Genomic DNA, 13,719 nt, shown 5'->3' with positions numbered 1-13,719 from the left:
CGGTCAGTCCAGGTTTGTCCGCGCAGGAGTATCCGTTAGCACCGTCACATCAGTCAGATCTTCTACAACGGATTCGACAGGCTTCGTTCGCGACGGGACGAACAACCACCCCGTCGCCGACACGACTACTACGGCTCCCATCACCGCGAAGGCCGCCGAGTACGACACATGCTGGGCGATCAGTCCGGCACAAATCGGCGCCACTACCCCACCGATGTCGGACATCATCTGGAATACCGCCAGAACGGGTCCGCCTCGGGCCGTCGATCCGACAACATCGGCAACCGCGGCCTGCTGGGCCGGACTCATGAGGCCGGAGCCGACACCAGTCACTGCGGCAATGGCGAAGAACACCACGAGGTTGTCGGTGAATCCCATTGCGATGGTTCCCAGACCGCAGATGAGTAGGCCGCTCACGACAAAGGGCTTGCGTCCGAAGCGGTCCGAGAGTCGTCCGGAGACGATCAACACCAACGCATTGCCGACGGCGAAGATCGTCAGGGCGTAGGCCGCAATCGAGGGGTCTCGGCCGAGGAACTCGACGACGAACAGGGGAACCATGGCAACGCGAACTCCGAAGATCACGCCACCGAAGGCGAGGTTCGATCCGAGCGCTGCCCGGTACACCGGAGACTGGAGGCCTTCTGTGAGAGTCATCGACTTCACATCGACAGCCTTGTCCGGTGACGCCAAATGAGATCCACGCAGGCTCACGAAGACAACGAGCGCGGCGATCACCAACGCAATTGCGTAGATGATGAACGGCATCCGCAGACCGAACTGCAACAGCGCTCCGCCGACCAGCGGGCCGCCGATCGATCCCATGAGAAAGCTTGTCGCGTACAGACCCGACACGCGGCCGCGACTGTCCGACGGTGACATGCGAATGATCAGCCCGAGGGCCGACACCGTGAACATGGTCGACCCGATGCCGCCCAACGACCGGAACAGCAGAAGTTGCCAGTACTCCCCCGCGAAAGCGCACGCACCGGTCGAGACCGCGACGATGAGAAGGCCGACGATGTAGACCGGCCGCTCACCGAGTTTCTGTACCAAAGTGCCGCTCATCGGCGCGAACACCAACCGCATGAAAGCGAAAGACGAGATCACGATCGTGGCGGCGGTGACCGATACGTCGAAGCTGCGCGCGAACTGAGGTAGTGCCGGGGCGACCAACCCGAATCCGAGGGCGATGACGAAGCTGGCGGCGACCAGTACCCAAATTTCCTGTGGCAGCTTGGCTGCACGAGTTTTCATGTCGCCCGGAATTCTAGCCGGGCGACATGAGCGGTCCGCGGGCTAGTTCGCCTTCAAGACGCTGGACACCAAGTCCTTGGCCGCTGCCTGAACCTGAGCCAGATGATCGGCGCCCTTCATCGACTCGGCATAGATCTTGTACACGTCCTCCGTGCCGGACGGCCTCGCTGCAAACCACGCGTTCTCCGTCGTCACCTTGAGACCACCGATCGCCGCGCCGTTTCCGGGCGCGGCAGTCAGTGTCGCGGTGATCGGTTCACCCGCCAACTCGGTCGCACTCACCTGGTCGGGAGACAGTTTTGCCAAGACTGCCTTCTGTGCGCGCGTCGCGGGCGCATCGATACGTGCGTACGCCGGGCTCCCGAACTTCTCGGCCAACGCGGCGTAGTGCGCTGACGGAGACTTTCCCGTCACCGCGGTGATTTCCGACGCGAGCAACGCAAGGATGATGCCGTCCTTGTCCGTCGTCCAGACGGAACCGTCGTGTCGGAGGAAGGACGCGCCGGCGCTTTCCTCGCCGCCGAATCCCACGGACCCGTCGAGCAATCCTGGAACGAACCACTTGAACCCGACCGGAACCTCGAGCAATTCGCGGCCCAGGCTGCTCACGACACGGTCGATCATCGAGGAACTCACGAGTGTCTTGCCGACCTTGGTATCTGCGCCCCAACCTGGCCGGTTCGCGAACAGGTACTCGATGGCAACGGCGAGATAGTGATTCGGGTTCATCAAACCGCCGTCGGGAGTGACGATGCCGTGGCGGTCGGAGTCCGCATCGTTTCCGGTCGCGATGTCGTAGCGATCCCGAATCCCGATCAGCGACGCCATCGCGTCGGGCGACGAGCAGTCCATGCGGATCTTGCCGTCCGTATCGAGCGTCATGAACCGCCAGGTCGGATCGACGAGAGGATTCACAACTTCGAGGTCGAGTCGGTGAGTTTCGGCAATCGCGCCCCAGTAGTCGACGCTTGCCCCGCCGAGGGGGTCTGCACCGATCGTGATTCCGGCATCGCGGATCGCGTCGAGGTTGAGGACACTGGGGAGGTCTTCGACGTAGTAGCGGAGGAAGTCGTAGCGTTCGACGCGGTCCAGCGCTTGTGCCGCCGTCACACGCCGTACCCCGGAAAGCCCCTTGCGCAGTAGCTCGTTCGCTCGATCGGCGATAACCGACGTCGCATCCGTGTCCGCGGGCCCGCCGTGCGGCGGGTTGTATTTGAAGCCACCGTCACGAGGCGGATTGTGTGACGGTGTCACGACGATGCCGTCGGCTTTGGCCTCCGGACCCGTCGAGTTGTATCGCAAGATCGCGTGACTGACAGCCGGGGTGGGAGTGTAGGCGTCGCGTGAATCGACGAGGACGACGACGTCGTTGGCGACGAGGACCTCCAAGGCCGACAGCCAGGCAGGCTCCGAGAGCGCATGTGTGTCCCGGCCGATGAACAGCGGGCCGTCGATTCCCTGCGAAGCGCGGTACTCGACGATCGCCTGGGTTGTCGCCAGGATATGAGCTTCGTTGAACGCCGAGTCGAGACTGGAACCGCGATGTCCTGAAGTGCCGAAAAGTACCTGCTGCATCGGGTTCTCAGGATCCGGAGTGCGCGTGTAATACGCGGTGACCAGATGAGGAACATTGATCAGATCCTCTGGCAGAGCCACTTGTCCTGCTCGTTCGTGCGCCACGAATCCCCCTCGGCCCGGTGGTCGACCACTGTGTCGACGCGACTGTGGACAATTGTCTACCCTGGCCGCGTGGCGTGCACGCTCGGCGCCGGATCCGTCAATCCGTGATCTGGATTCCCAACCACGCAGCGGACAGTCCCACGATCAGACTGAGGACGATGTAGATCAGAGAAAGCGCCGTCTGGCGCCTCTCGATCATCCCGACGTTCTCGGTCGCGAATGTCGAATAGGTGGACAAGCCGCCGCAGAAGCCGGTCGCCAGAAGTGCGGCCATCTCGGTGGAAAGAGCTGCCCCGGTGAACAATCCAAGGAGGAAGCAGCCGATCACGTTCGCGGCGAACGTCGCAGCCGGAAATCCCTTGTACGCGGGCACATACCGCGCCAACAGGTACCGGCCACTCGCACCAGCGCCGCCGCCGAGCGCCACCAGGAGAACTGTCATGCCGACGCTCCGTCCCGCGCGCGGATCCAGCGTTCACCGAGCCCTTTGCCCAGTGCTGCAGCGAGGATCGCGGGAAGCAACGTCCCGAGAACATAGAGAATCGATCGCCACGGACTCTCCGTCACGGCGTGAACCGCGAAGGACGAGAAGGTGGTGAAGCCGCCGCAGAAGCCCGTGCCGAGAAAGAGGTACCCAACCTTGTTGTGCACGAGCAGGGCCGCGAGAACACCGAGAACGAACGAGCCGACGACGTTGATGACCAGCGTCGTCCAGATGTGGGGAAAGAGCTCCCCCAGACCGTAGCGGCTGAGCGCGCCCAACCCTCCGCCGACGGCAACCGCGCATACCGCAGCCGGCAGTTTCAGATCACCCATGCTCTGGCCTCACCCGAAAGAGCCTACGTCCCGGAGCGGGCTTTCGGCGGGCGAGGAATGAAGTAACTTGTCCGCTGCTGATACTCGCGATAGCCCGGACGCTGTTCCATGTGTCGCTCGAGCAACCGCGCTCCGGTGGCGAAGACCAGGAAGTACGTCATGGCGATCGGTGAGAGGACGGTCAACACCCCCGGCCACACGGACGCCGAGACGAGGAAGATCCCCCACCAGACACACGCGTCGCCGAAATAGTTGGGATGCCGCGTCCATGCCCACAAACCTTGATCCATGATGTGGCCACGGCTGCCCGGATCGGATTTGAACTCCTCCATCTGTCGGTCGCCGACCGTCTCGAACGTGACGCCGACAATCCACAGCGCGATTCCGAGTACGACAAGAAGTCCGAAGCTGCCGTTCGACACTGCTGCGACCTGGATCGGCAGGGAGACGAACCACAACGAAATCCCCTGCGTGAGATAGATCTTGCGGATCGCATACAGCGTTCGATTACCCGTCGCTCGTCCGAGCATTTCTTCGTACCGCGGGTCTTCACCTTTGCCACGCGATCGAATCGCCATGTGCGTCGCCAACCGCAGACCCCAGATCGCCACGAGCGCAAGCATCAGCAACCGGCGCCAGAGGTCGCCGGTTCCCACTATCGCGGACACGAGCGCGATCAGAACGAAGCCGGCGCCCCATGACACGTCGACAACGTTGTGGCGCCCGATCCGTACACCGATCGTGGCTGTCACCGCCATTCCGACGGCGATCGCCAGCAGACTCGTGAGTGTGACCACTCCGAACGCGCCCCAGTCGAATCCGTTCATCGCCGCGACACCCACTGCGGCCGTACCGGTTCCATACCCGATCGACCATCACCGTGCGGCCGGACCGACAGAATCTGATCGACGCCCATCCTGCCGTCCCGAAATGCCATCCCTCCGCCGACGAGGTAGAGACGCCACACCCGGGCGACTTCGACACCTACGAGTTCCACGACGCGATCCCAGTTCGATTCGAAGGTCTCGACCCACGCGTCGACGGTCCGCACGTAGTGCTCACGCAGGGCGTGGACGTCCCGCACTTCGAGTCCACCTTCCTCGATCATCGCAACAGTGCGACCGACGGGCCGCATGTACATGTCCGGCGCGATGAACGACTCGATGAACGGACCTCCCCCGGGGTGCGGGCCAGTGCGGGACATCTGCTGAATCAGCACACGGCCACCGGCAATAACATTGTCGTGGAGCGCTTTCACGTAGGTCGGATAGTTGTCCTCACCGACGTGCTCACCCATCTCGATGGACGCGACCGCATCGAAGGGACCGTCTGGAATCTCTCGATAATCTTGGAGGCGAATCTCGACCCAGTCTTCCAAACCGAGCGCGCGGACCTTCGCGTCGACAAAAGCCTTCTGCTCCGCCGAGATCGTGATTCCGACAACCCTGGCGCCGTACTCCCGCGCTGCATGCAGGCTGAGCGAGCCCCAACCACAGCCGACATCGAGAAACCGCAAGCCTCGCGCTCGATCGAGACCGACCTTGCGGCACACCAGGTCCAGCTTGTCTGTCTGTGAGTCCTCGAGCGTGTAGTCCGGTGCATCGGAAGTCCAATAGCCCGAGGAGTACGCCATGTTCTCATCGAGGATCAATTGGTAGAAATCGTTCGACAAATCGTAGTGGTGCCCGATCGCCTCGCGGTCGCGGGCGAGGCTGTGCAGGCGCCCCTTCACCTGAGCCTGCGACGCCGGCGGAGCCAAAGGTCTCCCGAAAGCACCGAAGGATCGCGCAGCCTTGACCGCGGCCAAGACGAGCGACGGTGTCGGGGTAATCGACCCGAGCCCCCGCTCGGCAGACACCTTCCACACGTGTGTGAGTGCATCGCCTAGATCGCCCTCGACGTCGAGTTCACCGAGAACATACGCCTGCGCAGCCCCCAACTCGCCGGGATTCCAGAGCAAGCGTCGCAAAACGTTCGGGCTGTAAAGCGTCACCTTCGGAGCATCTTCCGGACCTGCTGTGCTGCCGTCCCATGCAGTCAACCGCACCGGAAGTTCGCCGCCGACAAGTGGACTGAGGATGTCCGAGAGACGACCCGCAACGCCGGTACCTTGTGTCGTTCGATCCATTGTGGCAGTCATCGCTGGTTCCTCCGATCGAGAACAATTTGCTGGACGTCGAGATACCCCGACCGAAACCCCGCCTCGGAGTAGCAGAGGTAGAAATGCCACATGCGCGCGAACACTGCGTCGAACCCGAGCGCGGACGCCTCGTCGGTGCGAGCGCTGAATCGCTCGTCCCACAGTCGCAACGTCTGCGCGTAGTGATCGCCCATCGACATCCGCTCACGCACCCGCAGGGTTGTCATGCGCTCGGTGACGTCCTCGATCGCCCGCACCGACGGGAGAAATCCGCCGGGGAAGATGTACTTGTGCACCCAGGTGTAGGTGTTGCGGGTCGCGAGCATTCGATCGTGCGGCATCGTGATGGCTTGGATCGCCGCGCGCCCACCCGGCGCCAGCAGGGCGTCGATCGTCTGGAAGTAGCTTCCCCAGTACTGGTGGCCGACGGCCTCGATCATCTCGACCGACACAACGGCGTCGTACTCCCCCTGTACCTGCCGATAGTCGAGAAGGTCGACCTGAACGCGATCTGCCAGTCCCGCAGCGCTTATCCGCTTCGCTGCCAATTCCTGCTGTTCGACCGAAAGTGTCACCGAGCGCACCGTCGCTCCCCGTTGGGCAGCTCGGATCGCCAATTCTCCCCAGCCTGTGCCGATTTCGAGCACTCGCGAACCGGGTCCGACACCTGCGCCATCCAGCAGTCGATCGATCTTCCGATGCTGCGCCGCTGCGAGCACGTCCCACGATGGGGTCGCCCCTACCGACAGATCCTCGAAGAGGGCACTGGAATACGTCATGGTGTCGTCGAGGAACAGTTCGAACATCTCGTTCGAGAGGTCGTAGTGCCGGGAGATGTTCGAGCGCGTGTTCTGCGTCGAATTCCGTTCACTGCGAGGCTGCTTCGGAATGTAGAGGCCTCGTAGCCGCTGCAGGAAGTCGGGAATGAGCGTCGCCACGCGGGAGGCGAAGACTTCCAGGACCGCAGTGAGGTCGGATGCTTCCCAATCGCCCGCCATGTAAGACTCGCCGAATCCGATCAAACCACTGTCCCCCACACGAGCAGCGAAGTCGTCTGGGCGGTGAATGACCATCAACGGCGAATCGGGGCTACCGCCACCGGAGAACTCACCGTTGGGCATCTGGACACGCAGCGGCAAACGTGCGACCGCCTTGTGGAACAGGGCGCGGGCAACCGGTGATGCAACCCGCACTTTGAGCCCGCTCGGCACGGTGGCGACGCCCGGCCACCGCTCGGTTTCGATCGTGTGAGCGGAAGGTTCGGTGCCGAGAGTGGTTGTGGTCATTGCACTGCCTCCTGCGGGTGATGTTGCGGTCGGGGAACGATGGGTAAGCGCCTGGCCCACAGCCGGATTCCTTGAAATCTGATCTGCGCGGCGACTCGGAGCGGAGCCAGCGGGATGGCGAGCGCACTGCGCACGATCTCGCGCGTCGTCGCCGGCACACAACGACCGGACACCGTGGCCACGAAGGGCGCCTTGCCGTCACGGGCCAGAACTATCGAGAGCGCGAGCGCGGTGTCGGGTAGCGGAAGTCGCATCCGGTACTCGCCGTCCAGATCGTTGAACGGAGATACGTAGAACTCTTTGGACGTGCGAACCGCGCCACGTTCGTCGGTGTCGAGCAGGTAGCAGTGCCGCTCGCCGTAGGTGTTGTGAACCTCGGCAACGACGCACCGCTGACTGCCGTCGTCGTTCAGACACCAGAACACACTCAGCGGGTTGAACACATGGCCGAACACACGCGCGTTCGTAAGCATGAGGATGCGACCGCCGGCGAACTCCAATCCGTTGGTTGCCAGAAAAGTCTCGACGTTGGCACGAATCGATCGAGTGGGGTCGCCGAGGTGATCCCCGGCGTCGAACTTCGCCAAGGGCCGCAAAGCCTTCGGGAGCTCGGGCAAATCGTCGACGTCGACGAGCCAACTGTAGCTTCGGTACTCGAACTCGTTGTGCAACGGCTCCGTTCGTACGTGCCGAATGCTCGTATGAACGATGGACGGCGTGATGGGAGTAGTCACGGCCACCGACCTCCGACGCGTTCGGCGGCACGCAGGCCAGAGAGTGCACCGTCCTCGTGGAAGCCCCATCCGTGGTACGCACCGGCAAACGCGAGCACGTCCGAGTCCAACTCGGGAAGCCGCGCTTGAGCGGCGACGGAGGTGGGTGTGTACTGCGGATGCTCGTAGGTCATCTGATCGATCACCGAGTCCGGGGCCACCATTTCGTATCCCCCCAACGTCACCAGGTAGCGCCGGCCGGTCTCCGGCAGCCGCTGCAACCTCGTCATGTCGTAGCTGACCAGAACGTGATCCGGCTTCGCGTTGCATTCAGGGATGTAGTAGTTCCACGACGCGCGCGCATTGGTGTTGCCGGGCAGCACATTTTCGTCCGTGTGAAGTTGGGTGTGGTTGACGGAGTACGGCATTGCACCGAGGACCTGGGATTCGGCAGGCGTCGGATCCGCCAAAATCTTCAGTGCGTGCTGCGGATGCGTTGCGACCACAACTGCGTCGAAGGTCTGGATCTGGTCGTCGCCGTCACGAATGTCGACGCGATCGTCGAACCGGTGGACGGCGCGAACCGGCGTGTTCAGGCGGATATCCCCGATACTTTTGGCGACGAGACGAACGTATTCGCCCGATCCACCGGTGACTGTTCGCCAGGTCGGCGATCCAGTGACGCTCAGCATTCCGTGGTGATCGAGGAACGAGAACAGGTACCGCGCGGGATATTTCAGCGCCGAGCCGGGATCACACGACCAGACTGCCGACACGAGCGGAGTCATGAAGTGAGCGGTGAAGTAGTCGGAGAACCGGCCGCTGCGCAGAAACACTCCCAGTGTCTGGTCGGGTGCCGACGGATCCGTGTTGTCGAGCAATGCGCGGGCACGGCGATGGAAGCGCTTGACCTCCATCAACATCGACAGAAAACTGCCGTTCACCAGCAGCCCCGGCGTCGGGAGAACGCCGCGCAACCCTTGGCCTCCCGAGTACTCGAGCCCGCACCCCCCACACCTGACCGACATGCTCATATCGGATTCCTGCGTAGGCACATCTAGTTCTGCGAACAATCGCAACAATGTCGGATAGGTGCGATCGTTGTGGACGATGAACCCCGTGTCGATGGCGAGGCTTCGCCCTTCCGGGTCGGTGACCGAATGGGTGTCCGCGTGCCCGCCGAGCCGTGAATCCGCTTCGTAGAGGGTGACGTCACTGTCCTTACTGAGCACCCACGCCGCTGTCAGACCTGCGACACCACTACCGACGACGGCCACCTTGCGCTTGTCGGAACTCATCGTCGTTCTCCCATCTTTGTTGCGGCTACCCCGCGACTCATTCCTGCGATTGCATCCGCGACGAGGCGATGCCAAGTCGCCGCCCGACGGAGCATGAAGTGGCCTGCGCCGTCGATGCCGATCCATTCAGCGCTCTTACCCGACTTCTGCAGTTCGTCAACCTTCCGGCGAGACGCTGCCGGGTCGGTCCACGAGTCGGCCGTGCCGTGGAGCACAACCAGCGGTGTGTCCGAATGCAGATTCACCGACGTTCCATCGGGCCACCACGGCGCCAGCGCGACCACACCGACCACCGCCGGATCGCCACATAGTTCGGCGGCGACCCGTCCGCCCATCGAGTGCCCCAGCAGGATCACCTGAGCTTGTGAATTACGTTTCGTTATCGCGTCGAGTGCGGCGCGGGCGTCGGCGACCGGACTGCGCTCGGCACCGTTCCAACCTCGAACTCGATAGCGAGCCTGCACCGCTTTCACACCGGAGAGGCGAAGCTGAGCGGTGAACGGGCACATCCGAAGGTTGGACAGATGCCAGGCGCGAGCCGGGCGATGGCTCGATACCTTTCCTCCAGGCAGCACTAGCACCACCAGGTGCTGGTCACCGTCCTGCTGTTGCCGTCGGTTGGGCGTCATACACGGCATTCGGAGCCGAAAACCATTTGGATGGGGTTCGTAGAATTTCTTTTGTGAATCGTGAAGCACTCGTCGGCGATGTCCTCGACGCCATGGACGCCAACTTGGTATCCCATGCTTGCCACCTGCATGAACACTTGCCGACGGGATCGGTCACGGTCTCTGCAGATGTTGTCGTCGCAGACAGCGGCCTCACCGACGACACTTTCAACATCATCGCTGGTGCGCGCTTCGCTGTACCTGCTGCTGAAGGCCCGGAAGAAGACCGACGACTACTCGACGTACTCGCGTGGCTTCGAGCAACCGGTCGTCCGTTCTCCTGGTGGACGGGTCCGCGCGACAAGCCCTCTGACCTCGGTGCTCGCTTGTCAGCCCTCGGCTGCGTGCGCTCCGAGGAAGAAAGAGCGATGACGGCAGACTTGGACGTCGTCCCACGCCCAACGCCTGTCTCAGAACTGTGCGTTCAGCGAGTGACGACTCGTTCGCAGCTCGCCGACTACGCCGCCGTGATGGCCGCCAATTGGTCGCCGCCCTCAACCGCAGTAATACGTTTCTTCGAAGACACCGCCGATGACATCCTCGATGAGCGCTCGCGGAGTTCGTTTGTCGTGGGATACGCGAACTCCCAGCCTGTCGCCGGAGCCGAGGTCCATTTTGCCGCCGACGTCGCCGGACTGTATGGGGTCGTCACACTCGAAACGGCGCGCCGACGCGGATTCGGCTCGGCGGTCACCCTTGCCGCACTCGACATCGCCCGCGAGCGAGGTGCCCGAACCGCTGTACTTCAGGCGTCCAGCGACGGCGCACAGCTCTATCGAAACGTCGGCTTCGAGGATGTCGGTACCTACGCCGAGTACTCGATCGGCAGCGGTTAGACGTCCCCGCGGGGACGCTTTCCGTCCTCATCCACGGATGTGTGTCGGTACTGGCATCTATTATCGAACGTACATTCGAAACATTGTCGGACACGCGCCGGGGGGCAACGATGAACGCAGCACTGACCGATACCGCAGAACTGACCGATACCGCGGCACTGATCAATGAAGAAACGCCGGATTCCACCCGAAGCGACGTAGAGCAACTCGGCTCCGAAATCTGCGCTCTCGCCGGCCAGATCGCCGCGGCCACGGCTCGATTCCTCACCCTCCTGTCGAAGTTCGACGAAGACCGCGGCTGGTCCGGCCCTGGACTGCATTCATGCGCCCACTGGCTGTCGTGGAAATGTGGAATGAGCCTGCACACCGGCAGGGAATATGTTCGCGTCGCCAAAGCGCTCCGACCTTTGCCCGAGATGCGGAAGGCCTTCGAGCAAGGCCGGCTGTCCTACTCGAAGGTTCGCGCACTCACCCGGGTCACCACGCCGTCAAACGAAAAGCAGATGGTTCGGTTCGGATGCGAGGCGCCCGCAGCCCAGATCGATCGTCTCGCCGCAGGTCTGCGTAAAGCAACCGACAATGAATCCGGCAAAAGCAAAGCGCCCGAACATCTTCAGGTCCGCTGGCATTGGGACTCTGATACGGGCGAGTTTGTCATCAAAGGACGCCTGCCCGCACAGGACGGCGCCCGAATCCTCGCAGCATTGGCGGTGGCGGAACGTGAACGCACCCGAACCGCTGCCATCCGCCCTGTCGACGAGAAGGCTACAAAGAACCCGGCCGGAAATATCGGACCAGGACTCGTCGCGATGGCAGAGCTCGCCACCGCCGCAGTCACAGACCGCACGTCCAAGGCCGCCGCGAACGAAGTTGTGTTCTTCCACGAAGCGAACACCGTCCGTGTACCGAGTGGACCCGCGCTCCCCCAAAGTGCCGCCGAGGAAGTGCTCTGCAACGCGAAACTTCGCCTGGGAACGACAAAGGAGGGATGCGTTTTGAATCTGGGCCGAAGGACCCGCGTCGTCAGCGCCAAACAAATGCTGGCATTGAATTACCGCGACGGATCTTGCCGCACACCGGGTTGCGGGCGGACTCGCTTCTTACACGCACATCACGTGAAATTCTGGGGACGCGGCGGAAATACGGACTTGGACAATCTGATCATGCTGTGCGGCACCTGCCACCGCGCGCTGCATGACGGCCAGTTCACGATCACTGCTCTCGGCGAGCAGAAGTTCGAGTTCCTTTACGCCAATGGTGACGTCATCGACCCAGCACCACCGACCGAGGGATTCGCTGATGGCCTACTGCGCGGAGACATACCCGACGACGCGATCATCCCAAGATGGGACGGCGAGCCCCTTCACCTCGATCACGCGGTCAGCGTCATCCTCGACGGTTGGGCCGCCTGAGGAAACATTGGTCTAGTCCAATCTGAATCTGCCGTGAACAACAGGACAACCCTCACATCCAGGTAGTGCAATTGGTCTAGTCCTATCGCAAGATGCTTAGCGTGACCAAGAAAATCGCACGCACCTCAGCCGCTATCACACTCCTCCTCGCCGGCGCTGTTGCTGCCGGAACTGCAACTGCTGCAGCAATTCCCGGATCGTCCGACCTCAATCCGTCGGCCGCCGAGAAGACAGTTGTCATCGGCCTCGACGGCACTATGCTCAGCCACATCAAGACCGCCGACGCTCCCCGCCTCCAGAAGCTGATCGCCGAAGGAACCAGCGGAGAATCTTCCATCCTCGGCCACACCACCATCTCCGGACCGTCGTGGTCGACCATCCTGACCGGAGTCTGGGATACCAAGCACGGAGTCAAGGACAACACGTACGCGGGCGCCCGCTTCGACCTCTACCCGAGCGTCTTCACCCGGCTGGAAACAGCAAAGCCCTCCCTCCTCACCGAATCGATCTCCACCTGGGGCGGCATCGACAACATCGCCTCCAGTGGGACACCGAAAGCCGACGTTGTCGTCACCACGGCCGATGCAGGTTCCGGAGCGGCCACCGACGCTGCGACGGCAGACGCCGTCGCCCGCGACATCACAGACAAGGGACCTGACCTGATCTTCACCCAACTCGATCAGGTGGACGGCGCGGGACATAGCGGCGGCACCAACGGCGCTGCGTACGAAGAGTCCATCGCCTCGGTCGATGCTCAGGTGGGCAAGATTGTCGATGCCGTCGATCAGCGCGCAGCAAAGACCGGTGAGAAGTGGACCGTACTGGTCACTGCGGATCATGGGCACAAGCCCACCGGCGGGCACGGCGGTCAGACACCCGCGGAAGCAACGACATTCGTCATAGCACGCGGCTCGGGATACGCGGCCGGTAAGAACACAGACTCGTACACGATCGCCGACATCACCCCGACAATCCTCCAGAGCCTGGGCGTTGCATTGCCTACCGATTTGGACGGCAAGCCGCTGGCCAAGGAAGCTCCCGGCTTCGTCGGCTCGGTCGACCTGGGATTCTTCGGCTCCTGATCGCAAGAAGTCCCGAGCGCGGCAGCAAAGCGCCGCAACAAAACAGCAGCAAGGCAACAAAAAGGTCGGGCCGGAGAGCGTGTGCTCTCCGGCCCGACCTGTTGTGGAGCTGCCGGGAATTGAACCCGGGTCCTACGTTGAATCGCTAGGGCTTCTCCGTGTGCAGTTCGCTAAGTCTCTACTTGGATCTCCCAGTCTCGCGAACAAGCTAGGATGACGATCCCAGTCACTGTTTGATGTCCCATCCGACTCCGTGACCGAGCCGAACAGTAAAGCCCTCTAGCTGATGCCAGGAACCGGGTCGAGGGCAACCCCGGGCTGACAGACACGCTTCGCTACTTAGGCAGCGAGAGCGTAGTCGCGCTGATTGGAATCGGCGCTTATAGGTTTGCAGCGACGCTTACGGTGGTCTCTTGCCTGCACCGACACGCTTCCCCTAACTCAACACACGCAGTCGAAACCGTTCAGCCCCGTGTGTGCCCCGCGTCTTTCGTGGGGCTATTCACTATAACGCGCCGAAGTTCGGAAGTC

General features: G+C 62.4%; 13 protein-coding genes and 1 other RNA gene. 3 read left to right on the top strand and 11 right to left on the bottom strand.

Annotated features, from left to right (window positions below):
- Positions 1-3 precede the first annotated feature (3 nt).
- The 10 genes from ASU23_RS20080 to ASU23_RS20035 form a co-directional block, all read right to left on the bottom strand.
- Positions 4-1,257 carry an MFS transporter gene (locus tag ASU23_RS20080; protein ID WP_003942326.1) on the bottom strand — a complete coding sequence of 418 codons (1,254 nt, stop codon included), beginning with the start codon at positions 1,255-1,257 and terminating at the stop codon, positions 4-6.
- Between the two features lie 42 nt (positions 1,258-1,299).
- Complete coding sequence (gene pgm, locus ASU23_RS20075; RefSeq protein WP_042924497.1) at positions 1,300-2,937, bottom strand: phosphoglucomutase (alpha-D-glucose-1,6-bisphosphate-dependent); 1,638 nt, start codon at positions 2,935-2,937, stop codon at positions 1,300-1,302.
- A 97-nt stretch (positions 2,938-3,034) separates the two neighbouring features.
- Positions 3,035-3,379 carry a fluoride efflux transporter CrcB gene (crcB, locus tag ASU23_RS20070; RefSeq protein ID WP_003942344.1) on the bottom strand — a complete coding sequence of 115 codons (345 nt, stop codon included), beginning with the start codon at positions 3,377-3,379 and terminating at the stop codon, positions 3,035-3,037.
- Positions 3,376-3,753, bottom strand: a complete 378-nt coding sequence (locus ASU23_RS20065) for a CrcB family protein (protein ID WP_058038587.1) — start codon at positions 3,751-3,753, stop codon at positions 3,376-3,378. Before ASU23_RS20065 ends, crcB begins: the two co-directional genes overlap by 4 nt.
- A 23-nt stretch (positions 3,754-3,776) precedes the next feature.
- On the bottom strand, positions 3,777-4,580 hold the full coding sequence (locus ASU23_RS20060; protein ID WP_037130102.1) for a DUF1295 domain-containing protein: 804 nt from the start codon (positions 4,578-4,580) through the stop codon (positions 3,777-3,779).
- On the bottom strand, positions 4,577-5,893 hold the full coding sequence (locus ASU23_RS20055; RefSeq protein ID WP_058038586.1) for a cyclopropane-fatty-acyl-phospholipid synthase family protein: 1,317 nt from the start codon (positions 5,891-5,893) through the stop codon (positions 4,577-4,579). The genes ASU23_RS20060 and ASU23_RS20055 overlap by 4 nt, the downstream gene beginning before the upstream one ends.
- A complete protein-coding gene (locus ASU23_RS20050) occupies positions 5,890-7,179 on the bottom strand; it encodes a cyclopropane-fatty-acyl-phospholipid synthase family protein (protein ID WP_003942339.1) in 1,290 nt (429 codons plus the stop codon). Before ASU23_RS20050 ends, ASU23_RS20055 begins: the two co-directional genes overlap by 4 nt.
- Positions 7,176-7,919 carry a DUF1365 domain-containing protein gene (locus ASU23_RS20045; RefSeq protein ID WP_058038585.1) on the bottom strand — a complete coding sequence of 248 codons (744 nt, stop codon included), beginning with the start codon at positions 7,917-7,919 and terminating at the stop codon, positions 7,176-7,178. The genes ASU23_RS20050 and ASU23_RS20045 overlap by 4 nt, the downstream gene beginning before the upstream one ends.
- Positions 7,910-9,190, bottom strand: coding sequence for an NAD(P)/FAD-dependent oxidoreductase (locus ASU23_RS20040; protein ID WP_058038584.1), 1,281 nt, complete (start codon positions 9,188-9,190; stop codon positions 7,910-7,912). Before ASU23_RS20040 ends, ASU23_RS20045 begins: the two co-directional genes overlap by 10 nt.
- Positions 9,187-9,819, bottom strand: a complete 633-nt coding sequence (locus ASU23_RS20035; RefSeq protein ID WP_007731295.1) for an alpha/beta fold hydrolase — start codon at positions 9,817-9,819, stop codon at positions 9,187-9,189. Before ASU23_RS20035 ends, ASU23_RS20040 begins: the two co-directional genes overlap by 4 nt.
- Positions 9,820-9,872: 53 nt before the next feature.
- On the opposite strand from ASU23_RS20035, the gene ASU23_RS20030 reads away from it, so the two are divergent.
- The 3 genes from ASU23_RS20030 (at position 9,873) to ASU23_RS20020 (ending at position 13,188) form a co-directional block, all read left to right on the top strand.
- Positions 9,873-10,694, top strand: coding sequence for a GNAT family N-acetyltransferase (locus ASU23_RS20030; protein WP_080961234.1), 822 nt, complete (start codon positions 9,873-9,875; stop codon positions 10,692-10,694).
- A 110-nt stretch (positions 10,695-10,804) separates the two neighbouring features.
- Positions 10,805-12,106: an HNH endonuclease signature motif containing protein gene (locus ASU23_RS20025; protein WP_058038583.1), complete on the top strand. Its 1,302-nt coding sequence runs from the start codon at positions 10,805-10,807 to the stop codon at positions 12,104-12,106.
- A gap of 101 nt (positions 12,107-12,207) precedes the next feature.
- Positions 12,208-13,188, top strand: coding sequence for an alkaline phosphatase family protein (locus ASU23_RS20020; protein ID WP_058038582.1), 981 nt, complete (start codon positions 12,208-12,210; stop codon positions 13,186-13,188).
- A 101-nt stretch (positions 13,189-13,289) separates the two neighbouring features.
- On the opposite strand, the gene ssrA is transcribed toward ASU23_RS20020, so the two are convergent.
- Positions 13,290-13,660: a transfer-messenger RNA gene (gene ssrA / locus ASU23_RS33505) on the bottom strand.
- Positions 13,661-13,719: the final 59 nt, after the last annotated feature.

Origin of the sequence: Rhodococcus sp. KB6, assembly GCF_001445685.1 — a bacterium.
Taxonomy (GTDB): Bacteria; Actinomycetota; Actinomycetes; order Mycobacteriales; family Mycobacteriaceae; genus Rhodococcus_F; species Rhodococcus_F qingshengii.
Note: the sequence above shows the minus strand (reverse complement) of the source record. Positions and strands in the feature narration are given on the sequence as shown.

Coding starts and splice junctions, on each gene's coding strand:
- ASU23_RS20080 (WP_003942326.1), bottom strand. CDS start 1,257: ATGAAAACTCGTGCAGCCAAGCTGCCACAGGAAATTTGGGTACTGGTC.
- crcB (WP_003942344.1), bottom strand. CDS start 3,379: ATGACAGTTCTCCTGGTGGCGCTCGGCGGCGGCGCTGGTGCGAGTGGC.
- ASU23_RS20065 (WP_058038587.1), bottom strand. CDS start 3,753: ATGGGTGATCTGAAACTGCCGGCTGCGGTATGCGCGGTTGCCGTCGGC.
- ASU23_RS20060 (WP_037130102.1), bottom strand. CDS start 4,580: ATGAACGGATTCGACTGGGGCGCGTTCGGAGTGGTCACACTCACGAGT.
- ASU23_RS20055 (WP_058038586.1), bottom strand. CDS start 5,893: ATGACTGCCACAATGGATCGAACGACACAAGGTACCGGCGTTGCGGGT.
- ASU23_RS20050 (WP_003942339.1), bottom strand. CDS start 7,179: ATGACCACAACCACTCTCGGCACCGAACCTTCCGCTCACACGATCGAA.
- ASU23_RS20040 (WP_058038584.1), bottom strand. CDS start 9,190: ATGAGTTCCGACAAGCGCAAGGTGGCCGTCGTCGGTAGTGGTGTCGCA.
- ASU23_RS20035 (WP_007731295.1), bottom strand. CDS start 9,819: ATGACGCCCAACCGACGGCAACAGCAGGACGGTGACCAGCACCTGGTG.
- ASU23_RS20025 (WP_058038583.1), top strand. CDS start 10,805: ATGAACGCAGCACTGACCGATACCGCAGAACTGACCGATACCGCGGCA.